The organism is Corynebacterium sp. (assembly GCF_030532195.1).
GTDB lineage: Bacteria > Actinomycetota > Actinomycetes > Mycobacteriales > Mycobacteriaceae > Corynebacterium.
Genome location: NZ_JAUNLP010000002.1, coordinates 94644 through 120550 on the forward strand (window position 1 = coordinate 94644; position 25907 = coordinate 120550).

Annotated in this window: 18 protein-coding genes; 9 read left to right on the forward strand and 9 right to left on the reverse strand. The window is 58.9% G+C overall.

What is annotated here, in order from left to right:
* Nucleotides 1-11: 11 nt before the first annotated feature.
* Nucleotides 12-1508, reverse strand: coding sequence for a methylmalonyl-CoA carboxytransferase subunit 5S (locus Q4E11_RS03280; protein WP_303163646.1), 1497 nt, complete (start codon nt 1506-1508; stop codon nt 12-14).
* A 287-nt stretch (nt 1509-1795) separates the two neighbouring features.
* Between Q4E11_RS03280 and glgX the strand changes: the two genes are divergently transcribed.
* Complete coding sequence (gene glgX, locus Q4E11_RS03285; RefSeq protein WP_303163647.1) at nt 1796-3937, forward strand: glycogen debranching protein GlgX; 2142 nt, start codon at nt 1796-1798, stop codon at nt 3935-3937.
* Between the two features lie 297 nt (nt 3938-4234).
* On the opposite strand, the gene Q4E11_RS03290 is transcribed toward glgX, so the two are convergent.
* The gene (locus tag Q4E11_RS03290) at nt 4235-4480 is read right to left on the reverse strand and encodes a HigA family addiction module antitoxin (protein ID WP_303163650.1); all 246 of its coding nucleotides are present in this window, start codon (nt 4478-4480) and stop codon (nt 4235-4237) included.
* Nucleotides 4481-4820: 340 nt separating this feature from the next.
* On the opposite strand from Q4E11_RS03290, the gene Q4E11_RS03295 reads away from it, so the two are divergent.
* From Q4E11_RS03295 to Q4E11_RS03305, 3 genes are read left to right on the forward strand one after another with little or no spacing between them, the layout of a single operon-like run.
* Nucleotides 4821-6425 carry an exonuclease domain-containing protein gene (locus Q4E11_RS03295; protein ID WP_303163652.1) on the forward strand — a complete coding sequence of 535 codons (1605 nt, stop codon included), beginning with the start codon at nt 4821-4823 and terminating at the stop codon, nt 6423-6425.
* Between the two features lie 54 nt (nt 6426-6479).
* Nucleotides 6480-8942, forward strand: coding sequence for a malto-oligosyltrehalose synthase (gene treY / locus Q4E11_RS03300; RefSeq protein WP_303163653.1), 2463 nt, complete (start codon nt 6480-6482; stop codon nt 8940-8942).
* Between the two features lie 14 nt (nt 8943-8956).
* Nucleotides 8957-10150 carry a GTP pyrophosphokinase family protein gene (locus Q4E11_RS03305; RefSeq protein ID WP_303163657.1) on the forward strand — a complete coding sequence of 398 codons (1194 nt, stop codon included), beginning with the start codon at nt 8957-8959 and terminating at the stop codon, nt 10148-10150.
* Here the strand turns inward: Q4E11_RS03305 and Q4E11_RS03310 are convergent.
* A complete protein-coding gene (locus tag Q4E11_RS03310; RefSeq protein ID WP_303163658.1) occupies nt 10098-10490 on the reverse strand; it encodes an RNA-binding S4 domain-containing protein in 393 nt (130 codons plus the stop codon). The two genes, Q4E11_RS03305 and Q4E11_RS03310, sit on opposite strands and share 53 nt — an antisense overlap.
* Nucleotides 10491-10727, reverse strand: a complete 237-nt coding sequence (locus tag Q4E11_RS03315) for a hypothetical protein (RefSeq protein ID WP_303163660.1) — start codon at nt 10725-10727, stop codon at nt 10491-10493.
* A 206-nt stretch (nt 10728-10933) separates the two neighbouring features.
* Between Q4E11_RS03315 and Q4E11_RS03320 the strand changes: the two genes are divergently transcribed.
* Nucleotides 10934-11680, forward strand: a complete 747-nt coding sequence (locus tag Q4E11_RS03320) for a helix-turn-helix domain-containing protein (protein WP_303163662.1) — start codon at nt 10934-10936, stop codon at nt 11678-11680.
* A gap of 77 nt (nt 11681-11757) precedes the next feature.
* Here the strand turns inward: Q4E11_RS03320 and Q4E11_RS03325 are convergent, their stop codons facing one another.
* The gene (locus tag Q4E11_RS03325; RefSeq protein WP_303163663.1) at nt 11758-12450 is read right to left on the reverse strand and encodes a YigZ family protein; all 693 of its coding nucleotides are present in this window, start codon (nt 12448-12450) and stop codon (nt 11758-11760) included.
* Between the two features lie 84 nt (nt 12451-12534).
* On the opposite strand from Q4E11_RS03325, the gene treZ reads away from it, so the two are divergent.
* On the forward strand, nt 12535-14454 hold the full coding sequence (gene treZ / locus Q4E11_RS03330; protein WP_303163664.1) for a malto-oligosyltrehalose trehalohydrolase: 1920 nt from the start codon (nt 12535-12537) through the stop codon (nt 14452-14454).
* A 66-nt stretch (nt 14455-14520) separates the two neighbouring features.
* Here the strand turns inward: treZ and Q4E11_RS03335 are convergent, their stop codons facing one another.
* The 4 genes from Q4E11_RS03335 to Q4E11_RS03350 form a co-directional block, all read right to left on the reverse strand.
* Nucleotides 14521-18252 (reverse strand): hypothetical protein, encoded by a 3732-nt coding sequence (locus Q4E11_RS03335; protein ID WP_303163666.1) that lies wholly within the window; start codon nt 18250-18252, stop codon nt 14521-14523.
* Nucleotides 18253-18345: 93 nt separating this feature from the next.
* Nucleotides 18346-19641 (reverse strand): threonine ammonia-lyase IlvA, encoded by a 1296-nt coding sequence (gene ilvA, locus Q4E11_RS03340; protein WP_303163667.1) that lies wholly within the window; start codon nt 19639-19641, stop codon nt 18346-18348.
* 56 nt (nt 19642-19697) lie between these two features.
* Nucleotides 19698-23255, reverse strand: coding sequence for a DNA polymerase III subunit alpha (gene dnaE / locus Q4E11_RS03345; protein WP_303163668.1), 3558 nt, complete (start codon nt 23253-23255; stop codon nt 19698-19700).
* 119 nt (nt 23256-23374) lie between these two features.
* Nucleotides 23375-23635, reverse strand: coding sequence for a MoaD/ThiS family protein (locus tag Q4E11_RS03350; protein ID WP_303163670.1), 261 nt, complete (start codon nt 23633-23635; stop codon nt 23375-23377).
* A gap of 159 nt (nt 23636-23794) precedes the next feature.
* On the opposite strand from Q4E11_RS03350, the gene Q4E11_RS03355 reads away from it, so the two are divergent.
* From Q4E11_RS03355 to Q4E11_RS03365, 3 genes are read left to right on the forward strand one after another with little or no spacing between them, the layout of a single operon-like run.
* Nucleotides 23795-24334 carry a MogA/MoaB family molybdenum cofactor biosynthesis protein gene (locus tag Q4E11_RS03355; RefSeq protein WP_303163672.1) on the forward strand — a complete coding sequence of 180 codons (540 nt, stop codon included), beginning with the start codon at nt 23795-23797 and terminating at the stop codon, nt 24332-24334.
* A gap of 4 nt (nt 24335-24338) precedes the next feature.
* On the forward strand, nt 24339-24815 hold the full coding sequence (locus Q4E11_RS03360; protein ID WP_303163674.1) for a molybdenum cofactor biosynthesis protein MoaE: 477 nt from the start codon (nt 24339-24341) through the stop codon (nt 24813-24815).
* A 6-nt stretch (nt 24816-24821) separates the two neighbouring features.
* Entirely contained in the window at nt 24822-25874 is a 1053-nt protein-coding gene (locus Q4E11_RS03365) for a ThiF family adenylyltransferase (RefSeq protein WP_303163676.1), read from the forward strand.
* Nucleotides 25875-25907: the final 33 nt, after the last annotated feature.

The window sequence follows — 25907 nt, forward strand, 5'->3', positions numbered from 1 at the left end:
CTTCCGAATTCCTAGGCAGGTTCAACCTGAACGGTCTGAGAGCGACCGCCGACGGTGACCTTGTAACGGATGGGCTCGCGGATGGCGTTGGCAGCACCCGAGGCCTGCTCGGCCTCGCGCTTGAGCTGCTCGGCGGTCTTGCCGACGTTCTTCGGGCCTTCGCCACGAGTGGTGAAAAAGCCCGGCGCGACCGATGGGAACAGCGCGTTGGTCAGCACATCCTCATCAGTGCCGTTGAAGCCGTCGAGGCCCTTGGCCTGCTCAACCAGGTCATCCCACTCCGGCTCCAGCAGATCTGCCGGACGAACCGAAATCTCTTCCTTCTTGGTCTGCGCCGCAGCCTGCTTAATCAGCTCTGGGTTGCGCTCACCTGGGCACTGGCCGTAGTAGCCGAGCATCAGGTCGGCGAACTCCGCGGTCATGACCTTGTAACGCCCCATCAACACATTGAACACAGCCTGCGTGCCGACGATCTGCGAGCTCGGTGTCACCAGCGGCGGGTAACCCGCATCCTTGCGGACAATAGGCACCTCACGCATAACCTCATCGACGCGGTCGCCCGCACCTTGAGCCTTCAGCTGGTTTTCCATGTTCGACAGCATGCCGCCAGGAATCTGGGACATGAAGATGTCGGTATTGACCAGAGTCTTGGACTCAAACTCTGCGTACTTCGGACGTACCTTGCGGAAGTGATCACGGATGGTGATCAGGTTGTCCATATTCAAATCGGTGGTGTAGTCAGTGCCTTCCAGCATCTCCACCAGCGACTCAGTCGGGTTGTGGCCAGGGCCAAGCGACATGGAAGAAATTGCCGTATCGACAACATCCGCGCCTGCCTCGATAGCCTTCATCAGGGTGACCATGGTGACACCCGTGGTCGAGTGGCAGTGGACATTAATCTGTGTGTCCTCGCCATAGGTTTCCTTGATGCCGCGAATGATGTCATATGCCGGCTGAGGCTTAAGCAGCGCTGCCATATCCTTCAGCGCAATGGAATCCGCACCCATATCAAGTAGACGACCAGCGAGCTTGACGTAGCCGTCGACGTCGTGAAGCGGAGACGTCGTGTAGCAAATCGTGCCCTGAGCATGCTTGCCGACGTTCTTGACAGCCGTCATTGCGTGCTCGAGATTTCGTGGGTCGTTCAGGGCATCGAAAACGCGGAACACATCCATGCCGTTTTCGGCGGACTTTTCGACGAACTTGTCGACGACCATGTCCTCATAGTGGCGGTAGCCGAGCAGGTTCTGGCCGCGCAGCAGCATCTGCAGCCGGCTGTTCGGCATCAACTTGCGGAACGTGCGCAGACGCTCCCAGGGATCTTCGTTGAGGAAACGGATGCACGCGTCAAAGGTTGCGCCACCCCAGCACTCAACACTCCAGAAACCGGCCTTGTCCATTTCTTCACAGACATCGACCATGTCTTCCATAGCCATACGCGTTGCCATGAGGCTCTGATGAGCATCGCGGAACGCAACTTCCGTTACACCAATGGTTCGTGGGCTCATAAACCCGAATTTAAAGGTAGTTGGTGAACTTCGCGCGCTGGTGACCGCGAATTTTGGGTGACGGATTGAGAACTTGTTGAGTTTTGGGCGGAAAATTGCCCACAAGCAGGGTTAAATACCTAATTTCGCGCGTAGTTTAGGTGCTTAATCGTTCAACGAGAAAACTCATCGACCGGTCGTTTTTGTCGCCGCAACTCTAAGTTCTGTGGGCATTTTGTGAGTAGCAGCACGCGCTTACCTCGCGCGAAAAGCTTAAGAATGAGTACAGAACAGATAGAGTGTGTCACATGAACCAAGCAAACACAGTCGGCGAATATCAAGTGTGGCCAGGTGACCCCTATCCACTCGGCTCTACCTATGACGGCGCTGGCACCAACTTTGCGCTCTTTTCCGATGTCGCGGAAAAGGTTGAACTATGTCTGATTAGCTCTGAGGGCGAGGAGACTCGAATCGCCCTCGAGGAAGTTGATGCTCATATTTGGCACTGCTACATCCCGTCGATCATGCCGGGACAGCGCTACGCCTACCGCGTACACGGTCCGTACGATCCGGAAAACGGTAAGCGTTGCGATCCGAATAAGCTCCTGGTGGATCCATACGCCAAGGCCTTTGACGGCGAATTCGACGGTCACTCCTCGCTATTTAGCTACGACATCCATGACCACTCGAAGCGCAACACTGAGGACAGCCTGGGGCACACGATGACCTCGGTTGTCATCAACCCATTCTTCGACTGGGCTGCTGACCGCGCACCGCGCACGCCATACAACGAGACGGTGATTTATGAGGCACACGTCAAGGGTATGACCATGCTGCACCCGGATATTCCGGAGGAACTGCGCGGTACATACGCAGGTTTGGCGCATCCGGCGATTATTGATTACCTGAAGGACCTGGGTGTAACGGCAATTGAGCTAATGCCGGTACATCAGTTCCTCCAGGACGATCACCTGCGTGAAAAGGGCCTGCGCAACTACTGGGGCTACAACACCTTCGGTTTCCTGGCACCGCATCAGGATTACGCGGCATCCACGAAGCCGGGCGGTGCGGTCAGTGAGTTCAAGGGCATGGTTCGTGCTTTCCACGATGCCGGTATTGAGGTCATCCTCGACGTGGTCTACAACCACACGGCAGAGGGCAACCACATGGGCCCGACCATCTGCTTCCGAGGCATCGACAACGAGGCCTACTACCGCTTGGTCGAAGGCGACCGCCAGCACTACATGGACTACACCGGTACTGGTAACTCGCTGAATGTCCGCCATCCGCACTCACTGCAGCTGATTATGGATTCGCTGCGCTACTGGGTTTCTGAGATGCATGTCGACGGATTCCGTTTCGACTTGGCCTCCACCCTGGCCCGCGAGTTCCACGATGTGGACCGTCTGTCGGCCTTCTTCGACCTGGTCCAGCAAGATCCGATTGTCAGCCAGGTCAAGCTCATCGCTGAGCCATGGGACGTCGGCGAAGGCGGCTACCAGGTCGGTAACTTCCCGCCGCAGTGGACCGAGTGGAACGGTAAGTACCGCGACACCATCCGCGACTTCTGGCGTGGCGAGCCCTCCACGCTGGGCGAATTCGCTTCCCGCATCACCGGTTCTTCGGACCTGTACGCCAACAATGACCGCCGCCCCACCGCGTCGATTAACTTTGTCACGGCACACGACGGTTTTACCCTCAATGACCTGGTCAGCTACAACGAGAAGCACAATATGGCCAACGGCGAGGACAACCGCGATGGTGAGTCCCACAACCGCTCCTGGAACTGCGGCGTGGAAGGCCCGACTGACGATGAGCGCATTTTGTCGCTGCGCGCTCGCCAGCGTCGTAACTTCCTAACCACATTGTTGCTCTCCCAGGGCACGCCGATGATCAGCCACGGCGACGAGATGGGCCGTGGCCAGAAAGGCAACAACAACGTCTACTGCCAGGACAATCGTCTGTCCTGGGTGGACTGGAATCAGACGCGCACAAATTCCGAATTGGTGGACTTCACCACGTTCCTGACCAACATGCGCCACGAGCATCCGGTCTTCCGACGTCGCCGCTTCCTGCGTGGTGGCCCAATCGGAACTGAAACAGATGACCGCGACATCGCATGGCTGACCTACGAAGGTCGAGTCATGACCACCGATGACTGGAACTTTGACTTCGGCAAGTCCCTGATGGTCTGGCTCAATGGTGATGCCATCACAGAGCGTGACATTCGCGGCCACAAGATTGAAGACGACTCCTTCCTGCTGTGCTTCAACGCCCATCATGAGGACATCGTGTTCCAGATTCCGGGCACTGAATATGCACACAGCTGGGAAGTCATTATTGACACCTCTGAAATCACCGGTCGCCCGACCCACGAACGTATTGTCGAGCCAGAAGGTGAGCTGCGTGTCCCGGCTCGATCCACCATCGTGTTGATCGAGCGCCACTAGGGCTATGCCCCGCGGCCTCTAGGGCGCTAGGGCGCTAGGGCCACACTTGGGCGGGTCGGCGGGTCGGCGAGTTTTGCTCGCCGACCCGCTTTTGCCTTTTTGCCGCCTACTTCGTTGCCTGAGCAATCGGGTGAACTGCCATAAGATCACCCCAAAAATCAGAAAACCCCCGCAAGGACAGAGGACTTACCTTCTGCCACCTGCAGGGGCGCAACACAGAGCGTGGTTCAGATTCTTACGAGTTCAATCGCGAGTGTGCGAGGCCTTACACCTCAGCCGAGCTCACCAGAAGCCTTATTACGCAGATGCGCGCATATTGAACTCCTGCTGAGAGTTCAACCAGTACTCCGGCTCGGTATCAAAGTAGTCGGACAGACGATTAGCAAGATCGTTGGTTACCGCGGTGCGACCGCTACGGAAGCGCTCCAGCGTGGAGCTCGGAACACCAATTGCAAGGGCCAGGCGGTAGATGGACATGTGACGCGGCTCGAGGAAAATGTCATTGAGAATAGAACCAGGGTGCATCGGGGTGGTGCTGCTCAAATTAATTACTCCTTATTTATCGCTTCACTGGCATACGTTGTTTCCGCTGTGCCTTCCACTTGAGCCCAACAGCTCTTAAAACGGCGAGTTATCACCGTTCGGAAAAGGATTATAAGCAGTGCCTACTCAAAATGCATCCGGACATTTTAATGCCCAAAACATGTGGCTTTCGGGGGTATAGCTACCCCCTTCGTTCAAAAACGGCCAAAATATTTTTGTTTCTGTGGTAAATTTCCACCCCTCTTTTAGGCAATGGAGACACAACGGCGACCTCGCACAGACCACCACTTCGCCAGCCTCTATACCGGCCAAATCCGGCATCGGCGCTACCATCTAGAGCATGACTACGACCACGCCAACATCCGAGCCCGCCGTCGTCTTCGAGCTCACCGGCGACACGGTGATTATCACCGCCGATGGACTCCGACTCGCCCACACCATCAATACGTCCAGCCAGGCATCGGCAAAGCCCGTCCCGCTTGACGACGTTGTGGAGGCCACCTCCCACACAGAAGGCGGTATCTACACAGAAGCCACCCGCTTCTTCCCCGGCACGGTCGATTTAGGTAATACCCTGCCTAAGGCTCGTGTGATGCAAAGCCGCGTGCCAGCGGCAAAGCTGTTGGTTGACCTCCTGGCCGAGATGGCAAAGGATCCGAAGTTCTACAACACCCCCAAGGCCTTTAATTCCACGCTGCTGGCCTGGATTACGCAGCGCGCAGCGGTGGTTGAGGGCGTGACGGTTATTGGTGCCGCAGGCGACGTCGTCAAGCACACTGTGCCCTTTGCACCCACGCCCACGGGTGAGGAGGTTTCGGTGTCGGAGATTGAGCCGTTTGCGGCCTTCGATGTGGAGACTGCGAATGAGGATACGGGCTCGATTATTCAGTTGGGTCTGGCCATTGTGCGCGGTGGCGAGGTTGTGGAGAAGTACTCGTGGCTTAGTCGTCCGCCGAAGGGGCTGGAGTACTTCGATGAGGCCAATGTGGCAATTCACGGCATTACTGCGGCGGATGTTGCTGGTCAGCCCAGTTTTGTAGAGCAGCTGGAAAAGTTCACGAAGACTGTCGGGGATTTACCGGTGGTTGCTCATAACGCTCGGTTTGATTTCACGGCGCTGTCGCGCGCGTGTCGGGCCGAGGGCGTGGCGGCGCCGAAGATCTCATTTGCCTGTACGTATATGTGGGCGCGCCAGATGCAGTTGGGGTTGCCGAACCTGAAGCTGCCCACTCTCGCAGAGGCAGCGGGTACATCGCTGGCTAATCATCATGACGCGACTGCGGACGCGGTGGCGTGTGCGGAGGTCGCGCTGTGGCTGATGAAGCAGCAGCATGCCAACTCTGTGACAGATTTGAGCAAGAGGGTCTCCCTTGCCATGGGGCAGATTGGAGATGGCCGCCTGCGGCTGGTTCGCTACGCGCCCGCAGGCGGTGCTGCGGCGAGTGCCAGCGCTGGCCAGCGACGAGGGTCTTCGGCTGGTGGCGGTTCGCGTCCGCGTCGTAACGCAAAGTGGGATGCTGCGAAGACGCCGGACACCATTCCGGAGCCAAATCCGGATGCTGATCCGGATGGCCTTCTCTTTGGTCAGCGCCTGACACTGACCGGTGACTTTACCCCGTATGACAAGGGCTTTTTGTGGGACAAGATTGCGTTTGCCGGCGCGAATATTAATAAGGGAGTCACCAAGAAAACCACGATTTTGGTGGCCGGTCCATGGGACAATGTGACCTCCAAGGAAAAGAAGGCCCGCCAGCTGCAGGCAGAGGGGCAAGACATTGAGATTTGGAGCGAAAAGGAGCTTTTTACAGCACTTGGTCTCGATCCGGAAGCAGATGCGGCCGATGCGGCCGATGCGGACGGCACCGACAAGGCGGCCGATACCGAACCGACTATGCTGTTCGGTTCTACTGCGCTTCCCGGCGACGATGGTGAGCCGCCGTTCTAGGCAGCTCGCACACTCGCACAGCAGCTTTTCCGGGTGGGCGGTATAAAGGGGAGCATGAGTCGCCGACCAATTACGTCCACCTACCGTCTTCAACTCCGTGGCCCGAAAGCCGATCCGCAGGGCCGAGCTTTCACCTTCGCTGATGCAGCTGAGCAGGTTGACTACCTGGCAGATCTCGGGATTTCGCACCTGTATCTCTCCCCTATTCTGACCTCTGTACCGGAGTCGAACCACGGTTACGATGTCATTGATCCGACGACCGTGAATCCAGAGCTCGGCGGCATCGAAGGCCTGCAGGAGCTAGCCAAGGTCGCTCACAAGGCCGGGCTCGGCATCATTATCGATATCGTGCCAAACCACCTTGGCGTGGAGCAGCCCAAACTCAATGCCTGGTGGTGGGATGTCCTGACCTACGGCAAGGACTCTCAGTTTGAGCCCTACTTTGATATTGACTGGCACGAGGACAACGGTGCGGATGGCAAGATGGGCCTTCCTGTTCTGGGCGCACCGGAGGACGTGGACAAGCTCGAGGTGGATACCTCTGGCGACGAGCCAGTGCTGCGCTACTACGACAATGAGTTCCCTGTGCGCCCGGGCACGGAAAATGGCACGCCGCAGGAAGTTCATGACCGTCAGGCATACCGCCTGATGTACTGGAAGGACGGAATCATTGGCTACCGTCGCTTCTTCAGTGTCAACGGCCTGGCCGGTATTCGCCAGGAACACCCAGTGGTCTTTGAGCACACCCACCGAATTATCCGCGAGCTGCTGGCAGCCGACATTATTGACGGTGTCCGCGTCGACCACCCAGATGGCCTGAGCGATCCATTCGGGTATCTCCGCGAACTGCGCCGCCTGCTCGGCGATGACAAATGGTTGGTCATCGAAAAGATTCTCGGCGCCGAGGAGCCACTGGATCCAAGGCTCCAGGTCGACGGCACGACTGGCTACGATGCCCTGCGTGAGTTCGACAATGTCTTTGTCAACCGCGAATCCCGCGATGCCATGAGCATGCTGGCTCTGCAGCAATCTGGTTCCACTTGGGATAAGACCGCAGTTCAGGCAACTGTTCAGGCACTTAAGCACGATGTCGCCGCTGGCGAGTTGGCTGCGGAGGTGCGTCGTCTAGCCAGGGCGCTGCGCCGTGATAACTGGTCCATTAGCGGCACGAGTGTAAGCGATGACGTGCTGATTGACACCATCTGCAGCCTTGTTGCCGCCATTCCGGTCTATCGCTCGGACTACGTTTCCCTATCCCGCGTGACCTCCACGGTCATCGGTGAAATGGCCGCGCGCTTCCCCTCCCGCGTGTTCGCACTCGACCTCATTGCTGCCGGCCTCATCGCCGGCGGCGAGGCCGCCACTCGTTTCGCGCAGGTCTGCGGTGCCGTGATGGCCAAGGGAGTGGAGGACACTACGTTCTACCGCGCGTGCCGCTTAATCAGTCTCAATGAAGTCGGCGGTGACCTCGGTCGCTACGGCATGTCGGCTGCCGAATTCCACCTGCTGCAGTCGGAGCGCGCTCGCCTGTGGCCGCGAACCATGACCACGCTGTCCACCCACGACACCAAGCGCGGTGAAGACGTCCGCGCCCGCATCCTCCAGCTGTCGGATGTATCGGGTGACTGGACAGAGCACGTCCGCAATTGGATGGCCATTACCCCAGCTCCAGATGATGCCACTGGTTACTTCCTGTTGCAGAACATCATTGGCGTCTGGCCAACCGACGGTGTCATCACCGAAGAGCTCCGCCAGCGCCTGCACGCCTACGCCGAAAAAGCCATCCGCGAAGCCGATGTCCACACCTCGTGGACCGAGCCGGTCGAGGAGTTTGAGCTTGGCATCCGCAGTTGGATCGACGCGCTTCTCGACGGCCCGCTGACCGAGCCCATCACAGAATTCGTCCGCTCCATTGCGCCCGCTGCCCTGACTACCAGCCTGTCGCGCAAGCTCCTTCAGCTGGTTGGACCGGGCATCCCGGACACTTACCAGGGCACGGAGTTCCGGGAAGACTCCCTGGTGGATCCGGACAACCGCCGCTTCATCGACTACGACGCGCGGGCAAAGGCGCTGAGCCAGGTTGTCCGCGAGGAAGTTACCCCGGTGACGGCCTCCGCCGAACGTCCGGCTGAATTGCCGGAGGGCTTTACGGATGCCGATGCTGACGTCGCAAAGCTCATGGTGACTCATCATGGCGTGAAGCTTCGCGCGGAGCGTCCGGAGTCGTTCGTCGGCGGCACCTACCAGCCGGTTTTCGCTGTCGGCGAGGGCGAGCGTCATCTGGTCGGTTCGGCGCGTGGGCCTAAGGGCGAGCCGGAGGACATCATCGCGCTTGTGACGCGCCGCCCACTGGGACTGCAGCGCGAAGGCGGCTGGGGTGACACCACCGTCACGCTGCCTGAGGGCTTCTGGACTGACCGCTTTACCGGAAACACCTGGTCAGGAACCATTGCCGTGGCATCGGTCTTTAGCAGCTTCCCGGTCGCGCTGCTGGTGCGCGAGGATGACGACGACTAATCAGGACTAATCAGATGGGCACATCGCTTAGCGACGGCTCCAGCGAGAAATCCCGCAAGGCACAACTGGCCGAAGATCGGAAAGTCACTCGCGCGCTGCAATCTCGCTATGACTCCTGGGTGACACGCCACCCCACGGCAGCGCAGGACTTCGTCGATGCAATTAAGGAAATCCTCTCGGAAGCAGGCCTTGCCTTCGACAACGTCACGGCACGCGTGAAAAGTTTTCGCTCTTTGCGGATTAAAGCGCTGCGCCGTGATGCCGAGGGCAACTACATCTACCCGAACCCGTGGGAAGATGTCCACGACATCATCGGCGTGCGTGTGACCACGTACCACTCCACGGAGATTCCGGAGATCATGGATGCCCTCGGGGATTCGCTGACGGTGGTTCGCACGATTGATAAGACAGCCGAGACGCGCATTAGCGGTCGGCTGGGCTATGGCTCGCAGCACTTAATTTGCAAGGTCTCCCCGACCGGTCCGGCAGAGTTGGCACCTTATGTGGGAATGCAATTTGAGGTGCAGCTGCGCACCGTGCTGCAGCATGCGTGGGCGGAGTTTGAGCACGATATTCGCTACAAGGCACCTGAAGGTGCGACCGATCCTCGGATTGACCGTGCGTTTGCGCTGGCAGCCGGGCTCATCGAGCTGGCTGACCAGCAGTTTGACCAGGTTGTGGCGGTGTTGGAGGAATCCACTCCAGATGATTCTGCAGCCCACACCAAGGATGCGGAGTTTCCGGAGCGCAGCAATGCCGATGACATTGTGCTCACAGAGGAGACCCTCCCCGGTGTGCTGACCATGCTGCTGCCGGATTCTCCGCGCTCGAAGTCTGAGCATTATGACTGGGCCGAGGAACTGTTGGAGCTCAATGGCATTACTACAGTCGGCCAGCTGCGTGAGTTGCTGAGTCCGCAGCGGCTCAAGGCCGTCAACAAGGCGATGAAATACCGGTTCAACCCGGGTCATGTCCGTGTCATCGATGACCTGTTACTCGCAGCGCGCGGCCAGCAGCACATTGATGCCACTGCTGCCACGGGTCATAATCCGCAGCGTCGCCCGCCACGGTTGCGCGCCCGCCTAGAGCAAATGGCAGATGCCGGTGTTTTGGAAGCACCAGTTCCTAAGCCTGGCGGGAAGAAATCGAAAAAGGCTAAGAACGACGCCCGCGAAGACGATCGAGCTGACGGCGCTCCCTCTTCGTAGGCCGTCCTGCACCACGGTCGCGCCTCGGCATCGATGCGGCGATCTCGGGTGCCGGTGGCGGCGGCGAGTGGTCGATATAGCACTGCCGAGCAACCGGGGCACCGACGCGCTTTTTCACGGTGCGCGTTACTTCCACGATGTATTCGCGATGATTTGCCCACAGCCGGACCTTGTCCCCCGGCACGACCAGCGCTGCGGGTTTGACAGCCTCGTCATTAATTTTGACGTGCCCACCGCGGCAGGCCTCCGCCGCCAGTGCCCGCGTCTTTAAAAGCCGTACAGCCCAAATCCAAGCGTCAATGCGTACCGGCTCGGTGGACAATTCCTGCTGAGCTGACACTTACTGCGGATCCTTGTAGTTGACAATCCGCTGCACCTTATTCCAATTGATAAAGCCACCGACGGCACCAATCAGTGCGAGGATGGCAAACAGCCAGATATCGCTGGCCAGCAGGCCCAAGACGATACCGCCAACGACACCGCTACCGACCCAGATGACGGCATTGCGGCTGTACTTGCGCACGGCATTCTTACGAAGCTCAATGGGGTTCTGCGAACGGGGCTGAAGATTGCTCATGGATTACATACTAAATGTTCTCTTGAAGACGCATGTACTCACACTTGAAAAGGCATGCGTTTTCCAGCTCGCTACTGCGTACGTGACTGCTAATCATTCGCTTCGATGTTCTACAATTGGCTAACGCTAATCCCCCGACCTCCTATTTTTCCTATTTAGGTAGGCAATTAACGCAATAGCGTAGTTACATTGCTAAGGTAAGCCCTATGACAGAAACTGTGCGCCCCCGCCACCGCATGGTCGACCGCGTTGCTGCGATTCTCGAGCTCGTCGCCCGCTCCAACGAAGGCCTGACTCTAACAGACATTGCCCATACGCTGAACTATCCGCTCAGTACCACGCAGGGCCTTGTCAACGGTCTCACCGCCACAGGCTATCTCGATGAGTCCAACAAGCGTTACACCCTTGGCATGGCGCCATTTCTGCTCAATGTCATGGCAGGTCGCCGCATGGTCAATGTGCCGACTGCAGAGCTGGAGGCCATTCACGATGAGACTGGTCTCATCACCGTCCTGGCGCTGCCGGTCGGCGGCAAGCTGTTCTATCTGAAAACTGTCGGCGAATCAATGCGTTACCAGTACCTCACGGAAAACTTCCTGCCGCGTTCACTGCTGCGCACCTCCGCTGGCTGGGTTTTGATGAGCCGCTTTGAAAAGCGAGAGCTGTGGTCTTACCTGAACTCGGCGCGCCCGGAGGATCAGGCCTACGTGGACGACTTCCTCCGCCATGCCGGTGAGATCGCCGAAACTGGCGTGTGTGCTGCTCCCGGCATTGCGGAAGGCGGCGGCGTCGATGGTGTCTCCATCGCTGTTGAAGAAGATGGTGCCACTGTCGCGGCCGTGTGTGTCTTTGGTTCGCCAGACAAGATTGCAGAAAACAAGGATGAACTTGTCGAGATTCTCCAGCGCCATCGTGGCGCGCACGGAAAAGACGACAAGCCCGCCCACGACTAAGCTCACGCCACAGACGCTTATGAGCAAGCTGTTAGCTAACCGTTCTAAACTAGTCGCTTAAACTAGTCACACTGGGACTACGCAGGCAGCTCCCACCAGATTTCGCCGCCGTCGCGGGATGGCTCACTGGCACCCTTGGTCAGCGCCTGCATCTCACCGTCGAGTTGTTCTATTTCATCGACCGACACTGCGATGGCGAACTCCACGTCTTCGCCCCACGTGGTCTCGACAATTTCGTAACCGCGCCCGCGAAGTTCTGCCTCGATGCGCCCGGCATCGGCCGCTGGCACGCTAATCAGCCGCAGCACTCGACGAACCCTGCGCATACGCTTTACTTGTTCCAGACATTCCGCGACGGAATCCGAATATGCCCGCACCAATCCCCCGGTGCCCAACTTGATTCCGCCAAAGTAGCGAATCACCACTGCAGTGATATTGGTCAGGCCTGAGCCCTGCAGCACGTCGAGCATGGGGCGCCCTGCAGTACCGCTGGGCTCGCCATCGTCGGAGGAGCGCTCTACCCGATTACCATCCGGAACCTCGTGGATATATGCGCTGCAGTGGTGCCGGGCATCGGGGAATTCCGATTTGGCCAGGTTGATAATCTCGCGGGCGGTATCCTCGTCGTCGGCACGCGCGATCCAGGTAATGAATCGGGATTTCTTAATCTCGATTTCGTTGGTGAAGATCTCACCGTCGGCAGGTACGAGCAACTCAATGTCGCGTTGATTTTGGCCTGCTGTAATCGGGGAATCGGGCGCGGAGGTCATGGTCTCCATTGTGGCGCATGGCAGTGCCGCACAACCAATTGCTGTCGGTTTATTCCCCTGTCTCAATCCGTCACCTGACCTACGATGGGTGTCATGAGCAACTATCGAGTCTGGGCACCGTACGCTTCTGAAGCTCGTCTGCTGCTGGGAGATCCCAGCGCGCCGGCGATTTTTGACATGCATCCGATGACCGATGCCTCCGATGGCTATGGCGCTAACTCCGGCTGGTTTGAGGCGGATGTCGCGCGCAATGTCGGGGATCGCTACGCGTTTTCGCTGCGGGCACATGCAGGATACGGCGCGCCTGACGACGAAGCTGCGAACGCAACCGACGCCCCTGACGTTGGTGACTGGACTATTCCGCTGCCTGATCCACGCTCACAGTCACAGCCGGATGGCCCGCACGGTTTTTCCGAGGTCATCGACTTGGCTGATTACAAGTGGAAGGACTCTTCCTGGACGGGTCGTATCCTGCCCGGTGGCCTGATTTATGAGCTCCACGTGGGCACGTTTAGTTCTGCTGGCGACTTCGCAGGTTTGGTGGAGCACCTGGATCACTTGGTGGAACTCGGCGTGACTCACATTGAGCTGATGCCGGTTCAGCCATTCGGCGGTGATCGCAACTGGGGCTATGACGGCGTTTCATGGCACGCCGTCCATGAGGGCTACGGCGGCCCGCGGGGCTTGCAAGAACTTGTGGATGCCTGCCACCGCAAGGGCCTGGCTGTGATTTTGGATGTCGTCTACAACCACTTCGGCCCGGATGGCAACTATGCGGGCTTCTTCGGCCCCTACACCGCAGGTGGCGCAACTGGCTGGGGCGAAATCGTCAATCTCACTGGCGATAATTCCGATGAAGTCCGAGCATTCATCCTCGATGCCGTGCGCCAGTGGTTGATGGATTACCACATTGATGGTCTGCGCTTGGATGCCGTCCATGCGCTGCATGATGAAGGCGCGTTCCACATCCTTGAACAGATGCAGGTTGTCGCTGACACTGTCGCTGCGGAAACCGGCATTCCACGCACGCTGATTGCCGAGTCGGATCAGAATGATCCCCGTTTGGTGCGCCCGCGTGCAGCAGGCGGCTTTGGTCTCAACGCACAGTGGGATGATGACGTCCACCATGCACTGCACACGTTGGTCTCTGGTGAAGACCACGCGTACTACGCAGATTTTGGTTCGGTGGAAGCGCTCGCCACTGCGTTGGAGACCGGCTTCTGGCACTCGGGGTCGATGTCGACCTTCCGCGGCCGCACTCACGGCCGCCCGTTCGACCTGTCAGTGCAGCCCATGCACGCTTTTGTCACCTACACCACCACACATGACCAGACGGGTAACCGCGCCGTCGGTGACCGTCCGTCGATGAATCTGACTCCGGCGCAGCAGGTGCTCAAGGCCGCAGTCATCGCCTGCAGCCCGTTTACGCCGATGCTCTTCCAAGGTGAGGAATGGGGTGCCTCTACCCCATTTGCGTTCTTCTGCTCGCACGAAGACCCAGAACTGCAGCGCCTGACTCGCGAGGGACGCCTCCGTGAATTCGCGCGAGCAGGTTGGAATCCGAAGGAGGTCGCCGATCCTTCTGCACCGGAGACGTTCACGCGCTCGAAGTTGGATTGGCGGGAACTCGCCGACGGACCTCATACAGAAATTCTCGCCGCCTACCGTGAGCTCTTTGGGCTGCGCAAGACGCACCCAGCTCTGCGTACACCGTGGTCTGCGTCTGTGACTACCGAGTATGACGAGGATCGGCGCTGCCTGATTATGGTGCGCAGCCAGGATGAGCGCGAGGTGGGTGCTCGCAGTTCGGAGGCTTTTGAAACACTCGCGCTGGTGGCGAATTTCTCCGATGCAGCGCTGAATATCAGCCTCGACTCGGAGTTCGGCTCCGCGCAGCTGCTACACACCTTCGGTGACGCAGCCGCCAGCATCGTCAACGATGAGGCAGCTGGCCCCGAAATTGCACTGCCGGCCTGGGGCTACGCGGTCATCTCGCTGAGCTAAGAGGTACGAAAAAGGTGCCTCGTCGCATAGCACGAGGCACCTTTCAGCTAACCGCGAAACCGTCTGCTATTTGACGTCGCCGTCGGCCGCGTCGTCATCAGCGGCATCGGATTCTGCCGCAGTGCTTTCCCCTTCCTCAGCAGCTTCCGCGGCTTCCGACTCTTCGGCCTCTGCTTCCGGCTCTGGCCATGGCAGCGTGGTGACATCACCGTGCAGTGCATGTGCCACCAGCGCATCGGCAATGAGAATGTCACTCATCACCAGTGTCGGGACCAGGTCTGCCAACTGAGCCCACATTGGAATCAGCTCGCGGACTGCCGCATCGCTGACATCTGGGTTCTGCGCCTTGGAGCGCGCCAGCACACGGGCTGCCACGGCAATGAGCAGCGAGGTGCCCGGCACCAGAGTCCAGTGCAGCGACGGATCATCAGCGTCAATGCCATCAAGCTTGTGGAAACGAACATTGACCGCCTTGCGCAAGCGTGGCGAGGCCTTCGACACCGTCTTAAACAGCACACGCGACGCTGCTGCCAGGCGGGTCATCACTCCGGATTCCACAATCTCAGCACGATTTTGCACCACTTCGTAGATAGCGGTGAAGCGAGCATCGTCATCGGTCAACGGCCCCGGCACCATGCGGTAGGAGTCGAAAACCTGCGACAAAATAGCGCTGGCCTGCGCCTCTGGCAGCGCGGTAATCTGCACTGAACTCTGATCGATACTGGCGGACTCCAGCGTCGTGTCCTGGCCGGTTGCGGCAATATCCAGCAGCCCCTGGCCACCGGTCTTACGCAGGTATTCCAGCTGACGCGAACGGTCCACGCTCTCATCGGTGAGATCGGCCAATGCCGCCAATGCGCCGAGCCATGGCACACGACGACGCCCCGGCACCGGCTTAGTTGCGCTGAAGTCACCCAGCACCAATCCGGAGGAAATGAAGATACCCGGCTGATCATCCAGCGCGATGGCCGAGCGGTTCAGCGCGGCCAGGCCACCACGTGGCTGCGCACACAAAATGGCACCCAGCATTGGTGCTGACAGCAGTGGGTTGGCCTGCGGCATCGACGTGGCACGGCCTGCACGCAGGGTTGCCAGCAACGTCCACAGGCGAGCCAGCTGATCCTGGCCCAGCTCTCCCCAGGCCTCAGCGGTGTAGGCAACCGGGTCAAAGTCCTCGGCTTCGACGTCAATTGCTTCCGGATCGTCGACATGGTGCAGAATTGCGGATTCTGCAGCTGGCCACTGTGGGTGGCGTTCCTTTTCCACACCGAGGGTTACCTGGGCGACAAATGGGCCGAGGCCGCGGAGCTCGTCGGGAAGCTCGCATTCGCCCTCAATGACTTCCAGTGCGACTGGTTCGCGCCATGGCTCACCGGCAGCCCAGAGCCACAGTGTCATTGGCAGGTGCGCTGCTTCAGCGGCGACATCGATTTCGATGATGTCGGTGGCTTCATCATTGAAGGCCACCTGACGGATGGCATCCCGCGACGATGCCTCCACCAGCGGCACTGACAGACGCTTGCGGCCGGTGACGCGCGTCCAGTCCAGGCTGATGCGCAGGCTCTTGAGCAGGGACACTCGGTCGGCGAACTTGCCAAACTCCGCGAAGCCAGTGTCACCAAAACGGCGGATAGGAACGCGACAGATATCGCGCTCACCGCTGGCAACGGCAATGTGAGCATGGCGCAGCTCACCTGGTGCGTTGACCACAATCTTGCCGAAGGCATCGATACGTCGCGGGCGGGTCACCAGTGTTGTGGTGCGGCGGGCGACGGTTTCGTCGGAAAGCGGAACCTCAAACTGCAGCGTGCCTGGCGTGACCTGCACCTGCAACCACGCGCCCTCTTCGGTAGACAGGTCGAGTGTGCCAGTGAGCTCGTCCGCGCCGAGGCGCACAATGGCAGGCTCGGCATCGAGTGGCTTGTCGCCAGAGACCACGCGGATGTCGGCGGGGCTCAGCCCATCGACAGTTGGGATGCGGAAGCCATCGCCACCGCCGCTGTAAGTGATGGTGAGATCGGCCTGCTCCGCAATGGCGAAGTGCTTCTGGAAGCTGCGGCCGCGTGGGTTGACCAGGCGGACAACGAACTCGCCAAGCCATGGGTAGTCATCATCGGTGAGGATGTCGACCTCGCCGCCGGCGGCTGGCACCTCAAGGTCGTAGACCATGACAGAGTCCGTGGTAAACGCGCCGTAACCGCCGAATTCGGTGACAATAGCGCGCCAGGACTCATCATTGCCAGACAGCGTCGGCGGGAAAACCGCCACCGGGCCGCCAGCGTAAACCGGCGTGCCGTAGGAGGACACCGTGCCGTCAAGACGAGCATGCGGCAGAGTCATGCGAGGCTGGCGCTGCGGCGAGGCCGAACGCACCTCGCCGGCGACACCAGCGCGACGAACCTGCACTGCGTGAACATCACGCAAGTCAATCTCTACAACTTGCCACAGCTCCCAGTTGAATGGACGCGGGTCCGACAACATCGGCACCTCAGCGCCCGTAACTGGGTCAACCAGCGTGGCATCGACGGGGTATACCACCGTCGCGGATGTCGAGTGCAGCGAGACCTTATCCGTCACCGACTGCCCATCGGCGCCGAAAATCAAAATCGGATCCGCTGTGCTAATCGCCGGGACACGCCAGTGCTTGTCCTCGCCCAGTTCCACCAGCACATCGCGCACCGGCTCATCAATCGTCACCACCGGGCGCGGCGCGGAATCCTCCAGCCCCACCACCGGGGTCGTGGCAACCGTGCCGCCGAACGTCACACGCCACGTACGTCCCGCCGGGTCCGCCGGGGTCGGCAGCTGCACGCCGACGGTCTGCGTCAGCTCATCGAAGTACAGCTGCGGGCGGCCGGTCGTCGCCACCACGCCGACTGCTTCACGACGATTCGGCGTACCCGCCGGGCGCAGTCGCAGCTCCTCGCGCGCTGCGGCCACCAGCATTGGCGGCAAGCCCGCATCGAGCTGGCCAATCTCCTCGCGAGCCTCCCAGTTAGCTGGATCCGCCGCGGTTGCAATGGTGTAGCCGAGGGTGGCCTTGAACAGCTTGTGGGCCTGACGCGGCGCGGACTTCGCCAACTGACGAAGCGCCAGCGGATAGACGCCATCTTCGGACTCAGCAATCTCCGTGCGCAAATCCTCCAGCTGCGGATGCACCTTCGACAGCGCCTGCACCAGGTCATTTGCCGACGGCTCCGTCAGGTCACCGACACCAGCGAGCTCTTCACAGCGCTCGATAATCAGCGGCATCACCGACAGCTGCACACCCGCGTGCAGCAGAAGCACCTGTGCCGCACGCTGCATGTCGTCCGCATCGGCCTGGTCGCTGTCGACGTCGTTAGGCAAGCCGGCGTTTTCCAGCATCACCGGGACTGCTGCTGCGATGTGTTCAACAAGCGCCGTCGTCGACTCGGCGTGCGCGTCCAGCTGCAGTGCGGCTGGCCAGTCCAACCACATATCGCTTGCCGACGCCACTCTTGCTGCGCGTCCCACCAGCGACGCGAGAGTAACCAGCGGATGGTCATCGACGACCTTCTTGGCGGCCTCGACATCGGCATCCGTGCCACCGGCCAGGTGATGTGCCAGGAGGGTGCCCAGGAAGCGGTCGATGCGCTCGACCTCATCCATGGACAGGCCGGACCAGACAAACAGCGGTTCGACCTTCGCCTGCGTAGCTGAGTCCAGCAATCCCGGAATCCGGGTGGCCAGGTCCTGCTCTGCGGCGGCCAGCCACATTTCAACAATTACTGTATTTTCCACACGGACACCCTGGTCAACACTGCTTGGCCCAGTCATATGGGTGCATGCTCCCCTTCGTTAAAAAGATTGCTGAAAAAGTATTCACATGTACGCAGATCGTGACGATGTCTGCGAATAGACGAAGCAAGTCTAGGTCAAAAAGTCGTACTCTGGCGTGCCAGGTACCAGTCGGCGGCATTTCAGTGGCGATTCATCCATGCGGGTAAGCAAGGAATCAAGGTCGGATGCACGACGCAGCTCAATGCCAACCAGCGCCGCACCGGTTTCACGGTTATTGCGCTTGAGGTACTCAAACTGCGAGATGTCATCATCCGGACCCAGCACATCGCTGAGGAACATGCGCAGCTGGCCGGGCTTTTGTGGGAAGTTCACCAGGAAGTAGTGCTTCAGGCCGCGGTAGACCAGCGAGCGCTCCATGATTTCGGCATAGCGCAGCACGTCGTTGTTACCACCGGAGATGATGCAGACGACAACCTCACCGGGCTCAAAGTCCATCTGCTCGAGTGCTGCAACGGACAGCGCACCAGCTGGCTCGGCGATGATGCCCTCATTCTGATAGAGATCCAGCAGCGCCTCGCAAACTGCACCCTCCGGTGCCACCATCGGGTGAACGCGAGAGCGATTGGCTTCCACAATGTGCCACGGCAGGTCACCAAAACGTGCCACAGCTGCACCATCGACAAATGGGTCGGTGTGGCCCAACGTGATGGGACCATTGTTCTCCAGGGCGGCACGCATGCAGGCGGCACCTGCTGGCTCCACAGCCATGACCTGAGTATTCGGCGACATATCCGCTAGGTAGGAGGTAACGCCAGAGAGCAATCCGCCACCGCCAACTGGGACGCAAACGGTGTCCAGCGTCAGTCCCCGGCCAGAGAGCTGCGCGATGATCTCGGCAGCCACAGTGCCCTGGCCGACAATGGTGTTGAAGGAGTCAAATGGCTCAACCATGGTGGCACCGGTGCGCTGAGCATCAGCGCGGGCAGCGGCTGCTGCCTCGTCGAAGGAGTCGCCGGTGACAACAATCTCTACGGCATCACGGCCGTGGTAGGCAATGCGGTCACGCTTCTGCTTTGGCGTCGGGTTTGGCACATAGATGCGCCCCTGGATGCCGAGAGTGCGGCAGGCGTAAGCCACGCCTTGTGCGTGGTTACCAGCCGAGGCCGCCACAACGCCCGCAGCGCGCTCCTCATCGGAGAGCTGCACCATGGCGTTGTAGGCACCACGAATCTTGTAGGAGCGGACATCCTGCAGATCTTCTCGCTTGAGGAAGACTTTCGCACCCGTGGCTTCAGAAAGACGTGGGCTGTACTGCAGCGGAGTGGCCTCAATGACCGAGGAAATTCGTGCCTGCGCAATCTGAATATCGGCCGCATGGACAAGTCGGCGTTCGGGCTGGGCAGCAGGTACAGAATTCTCACTCATGAGGTAGAACTCTACTCGGTTGTGGTAGCACTTGCGACAATCAGGGCCGCGTAGTCCTACCCCAAAATGCTGGCACCGATTGTTGCCTTCAAATCACCAATCAGGCTGGCATCACGATCGACCCGCAGGTGCTCACCGAGGACCAACGTGGTGTACGAGTCGCCGTCGACAAGCTTGAGATAGACATCGGAATCACCTGGGTTATCCAGCAGCACCGACTTCAGCTTGGCAATCATCTCCGGCGTGCACTGATCAGTGCGCATGGTCAGACGCAGCGGCGCCGAAGTCGAGCCGTTGCGCCCCAGATCCGGCAGCTTCAGATCATCGCAGACCACACTCATGCGGTCATCGCGGTACTGTACGCGAGCACGGACCAGCACGATGGCATCCTCGGCGATGCTGGTGGCAATCATCGCGTAGGTGCGCGCGAACGCCATGATTTCCACACGAGCGCCGTTGTGGTCCTCGATACCGATGATTGCCCACGGCTGACCGTTCTTATTCACGCGCCTATCGACGCTGGAGACAATGCCGCCGATGGTGATTTCGGTGTTATTGGCCACTTCCCCACCAACGACGGTGGTCAATGCGGTATCGGTCTGTGCGGCCAGCGACTCTTCAAAACCGTCGAGCGGGTGACCAGACACGTAGAGGCCCAGCATCTCGCGCTCCAGCGTGAGCTCGTGCTTGCGCTCCCACTTCTCATCCGGCACATGGATTTCGAAAATGTTTTCCGCATCCGTCTCATCGTCACCCCCGAAGCCGGCAAACAGGTCGAACTGCCCCTTGTCAGCTGCCTTCTTCGTGGGCAGCACCGCGTCAATGGCTTCTTCGTGGATGAGTGCGAGACCCTTGCGCTGGTGTCCCAGCGAGTCAAAGGCACCGGCCTTAATCAGGGACTCCGTGATGCGCTTGTTGCACGGCAGCGTATCGATCTTGTCCAGGTAGTCAGAGAAGGAGGTGAACTTGCCCTTTTCCTCGCGGGTCTTCACAATCGACGCGACCACGTCGTGGCCGACGTTGCGGATAGCGCCGAGACCGAAGCGAATGTCCTCCCCAACTGGCTCGAAGTTCATACCCGACTCGTTGACATCCGGCGGCAGAACCTTGATACCCAGGTGGCGGCAGTCCGACAAGTAAATGGCCAGCTTATTCTTGTCATCCGCGACAGAGGTCAGCAGCGCGGCCATGTACTCCGCGGTGTAGTTCGCCTTCAAGTAGGCAGTCCAGTAGGACACCAGACCATAGCCTGCCGCGTGGGACTTGTTAAACGCGTAGGACGCGAACGGCAAAATGATGTCCCACAGCGTCTGAACGGCCTCCTTGGAGTAGCCGTTTTCCAGCATGCCGCCTTCGAAGTGCTCGAACTGCTTAGCCAGCACCTCGGGCTTCTTCTTACCCATGGCTTTACGGAAACCATCTGCCTGACCAGCGGTGTAGTTAGCCAGCTTCTGCGAGATCTTCATGATCTGCTCCTGGTACACGATTAGGCCGTGCGTTTCTTCCAGGATTTCCTTCAGCTGCTCATCCAACTCCGGGTGGATGGTGTTGTAGGGCTTGCGGCCGTTCTTAATATCCGCGTAGTCGAAGTGCGCGTTCACACCCATCGGGCCCGGACGGTAGAGCGCCAGGGACGCGACAATATCTTCAAAGCCCGTCGGCTGCATACGCTTTAGCAGCTCACGCATGCCGCCACCATCGAGCTGGAACACACCGAGGGTGTCACCGCGCGAGAGCAGCTCGTAGACCTTCGGGTCGTTGGTCTCCAGATCGTCGAGAAGCACTTCTTCGCCACGGTTGGACTTGATGTGCTCAATGCAGTCACCAATCACCGTCAGGTTTCGAAGACCCAGGAAGTCCATCTTCAACAGGCCGATGGCCTCACATGCCGGGTAGTCCCAGCCGGTGATAATCGCGCCGTCAGCCTGGCGCTTCCACATCGGGATGTGGTCCATCAGCGGCACCGATGCCATGACCACCGCACAGGCGTGCACGCCGGTCTGCCTGACCACGCCCTCGAGGCCGCGAGCGGTTTCGTAAATACGAGCCACATCGGGGTCGGTCTCAATGAGCTGGCGAACCTCAGCGGCCTCACCGTAGCGTGGGTGCTCCGGGTCGACGATGCCGCCCAGCGGAATATCCTTGGCCATAATCGCAGGTGGCAGGGCCTTAGTAATACGGTCCGCGATCTGGTAGCCCGGCTGGCCAAACTGCACGCGAGCAGAGTCCTTCAGAGCCTGCTTGGTTTTCACCGTACCGAAGGTGACCACCTGTGCGACCTTGTCCTCGCCCCAGCGGTCAGCGGCGTAGCGGATCATTTCATCGCGGCGACGGTCGTCGAAGTCAATATCAATATCCGGTGCGGACGGACGCTCTGGGTTCAAGAATCGCTCGAACAGTAGGCCGTGCTCAATCGGATCAATATTGGTAATCCACGTGGCATAGGCCACCAGCGAGCCGGCAGCCGAACCACGACCTGGGCCGACCTTGATGCCCACCTCACGGGCGTGGCGAATCAGCTCAGCGACGATGAGGAAGTACGACGGGTAGCCCTTACCATCAATGACCTCAATCTCATACTCTGCGCGACGGAGGTACTCCTCCGGCACCTCACGGCCCTCAAAGCGCTTACGCAGCCCCTCCATGACGTTGTGACGCAGCCACGTCGTCGGTGTCTCTCCCTCCGGCACATCGGCCTTCGGCATACGGTCGTGCGGGTGTTCCTCCCACAGCTCGTCGTAGTCCTCCACGCGCTCTGCAATCAGCAGCGTGTTATCGCACGCGCCCGGCACCAAATGATCCCAGGTAGCACGCATTTCCTCGGCCGACTTAATAAAGTAGCCGTCACCGTCGAACTTAAAGCGATCCGGATCATTGAGCGTCTTACCGGTCTGCACACACAGCATGGCCTCGTGCGCCTTGGCCTGATCCCGGGTGACGTAGTGGCAGTCATTAGTCACCAGCGGCGGAAGGTTCAGCTTCCGGCCAATCTCCAACAGCTCACTTCGCACACGGGTCTCAATATCGAGCCCGTGATCCATGAGCTCGAGGAAGTAATTTTCCTTGCCGTAGATGTCCTGCCACATGCCGGCAGCCTGCAGTGCTTCATCAAACTGCCCCAGGCGCAGGCGCGTCTGCACATCACCAGATGGGCAGCCGGTGGTGGCAATAATGCCTTCGGCACGCTCCGCCACCAGCTCTGCATCCATACGAGGGTACTTACTAATCTGGCCTTCATAGGATGCCATCGACGACAGATAAAACAGGTTCCGCAGTCCCTGCGCATTGGCCGCGAGCATCGTCTGATGCAGATAGGAACCACGGCCCGAAACATCATCCCGGCGCTGGTGCGGCTCACCCCACTGAATGCGCTTTTTATTAAAGCGGCTCTCCGGCGCCATATAGGCCTCAATACCGATAATCGGCTTGATGCCCTTGGACTTCATCTGCCGATAAAACGCGTTCGAGCCGAACATATTGCCGTGGTCAGTAACACCGACCGCAGGCATCCCCTGACGCGCAGCTTCATCAGCCAGCAAATCAATCTTCGCCATGCCGTCGAGCATTGAGTACTCAGTGTGGTTATGAAGGTGCACGAAGGAGGAGTTAGCCATGAACCCAGATTGTAGACAATCCCCCGGACTGAACAAGATTCCTTCGAACACCGCTGGTCAGAGAGGATCCACCGCCCACGCCGTCGTCACGCTTGACGACGATGACCTCGCCGCGCCCTCTATCCCCCAGCAAACGGCGGCAACACGTCAAGAGTTTCGACCCCGCTGACACTCGCAGAGGCATCGATGCGCTTGCCGTCGGCGAGGAACGAACACTGCTCCGCGACCTGGCTAAGAGTTAGCCCTGAGTCCGTGGTTCCCGGGTAGCGCTGAGATAGCTCGTCGATGACGTCAGCAACAGTGGAATAGTTATCTTCCAGCTGCACGGACTCTTTTCCAACTGCGGCCATTGCGGCGGCGTACAAGCGAACTTGGATCATTGGACTCCACTGCCTTACACAATCAGCGACGAAATATTGCGTATATTAAATACTAGTAAACTTGCGGTGGCGATGCTCCCTTTCGGCAGCCACCTTACTTGGCAGCATATAGGTAGTCTCGAAAGCGTAATTTTATCCGGATTGGCGTGAAGGACTCTGATGACAAACTCGCATGTTCCCTGTTCCTCGTCGAGCTCATCGGCGAAGAATACGGATGCGGAAAAGCGCTCAGCAATTGTCGTTGTCGCTTCTACCCGCGCCGCTGCCGGAGAATACGAAGATAAGACGGGAACCGTGCTGGTGGATTTCCTTCGAGGCGAAGGTTTTTCCACGCCAATGCCAGTGGTTGTCGCCGATGCTGACGTTTCGGATACTGTGGCTGAACTGCTGCAATCCGCCGATACTGTGCCAGATGTGTTGCTTACCACTGGTGGCACGGGTATTACCCCGGACGATCAGACAGTGGAGGCCGTTGCGCCTCATATCACGAAAGAAATGCCGGGAATTTCCTACGCTTTTTGGGCGCGCGGATTGGAATCGACACCAACTGCGATTCTTTCCCGCTGCGTGGCAGGAATTGCCGGCTCCACATTTGTCATGACATTGCCGGGCTCTTCGGGAGCAGTAAAAGACGGAATTGCGGTGCTGAGCCCCATTGTCCACCACATTGTTGACCTTGCTCACCGAGGAAACGGATAGCGCTATGAACACCCACAATTCTGGCTATATTCTCGACGTTGTGTTACACGACGATGCCCTGGAACCACTTGCAGCAGCTGCCAAAAAACAGATTGTCACTGATGAAATGGGCGCGCTGGTTACTTTCGATGGCATTGTTCGCAATCATGACAATGGTCATAGCGTGGAATCGCTGACTTATACCGCACACCCAGACGCACAGAAATTTATGGCTGAAGTCGTCCAATTCGTCGCTGATGATTTCCCCGACGTGCACCTGTGGGTCGCTCATCGCACCGGCAAATTGGCAATTGGCGAATTGGCATTCTGCGTGCTGGCCGCATCTGCACACCGAGAGAATGCATTCCGCGCGTGCAGTCGAATTGCTGACCGCGTTAAGGCCAAGGTTCCCATTTGGAAGGAGCAAGTGCTTGTCGACGGACGCTCCACCTGGGTCGGCCTCGACGAGAACATCAATTCAAATAATGCGGATTCTCAGTGAATTGATATGACTAATTCTGAAATTTCCAGCTCTGGTCTGGCACTTTCTGACAGATACCGCCGCCAGGTCTCACTGCCCGGTTTCGGGCTACGCGCCCAAAAGGCCTTGGCCAAAGCGCATGTGCTGTGCATTGGCGCAGGTGGCCTGGGTTCACCCGCGCTGCAATATCTCGCAGCTGCGGGAATTGGTCACATCACAATTGTGGACGATGACGTGGTGGAACTGAGTAATCTGCATCGCCAGATTATTCACACCACCGACGATATTGGGAAAAACAAGGTCGATTCCGCCGGCGCACATATTGCGGCAATTAATCCGGACACTGTGGTAGAAACGCATGCCCGCCGCCTGGACTGGGAATTTGCCAGGGAATTGTGCGCTCGCGCAGATGTGGTTTTTGATGGCAGCGATAATTTCGCAACCCGTCATATTGTCTCCACCGCGTGCGCACAGGCTGAGATTCCACATGTATGGGGCTCGATTCTCGGATTCGATGCACAAATGTCTGTTTTCTGGGCGGGGCATGGCCCCATTTATGAAGACCTCTATCCTCATCCACCGGCGGCAGGACAAGTTCCCAACTGCGCTCAAGCCGGTGTTTTGGGTCCGATTGTGGGAATTGTCGGCACAGCAATGGCCCTGGAGATTATCAAAATTACCAGCGGTGTTGGTACACCGATGATTGGAAAAGTCGGCTATTTCGATGGCTTACATTCGAACTGGCGGTACTTCCCTCTTGCGGCTAATCCAGAGGTCACAACCAAGGTGAAAAGCTCAGGGCCGGTAGCAAACGAAATTCCCAGTGTTCGAGACGCAGCCGAGGCGCGGGCCACGGGTCTGCCACTAATCGATGTCCGTGAACCAGAGGAATTTGCCGAAGGGCACCTCGAAGGTGCGCGCAATATTCCGCTCAGCGCAATTCGTGCAGATCAAGATTACAAATTGCCAAGCCCCGCGATTGTCTATTGCGCATCGGGGATGCGGTCGGCAGTGGCAATTGAACTTATGACGCAACGTGGAGTTACCGGAATACTCAATGTGAGAGGAGGAATACTGTGACGGAATCTGCAAATGCATCCGCCTCAGCAAATA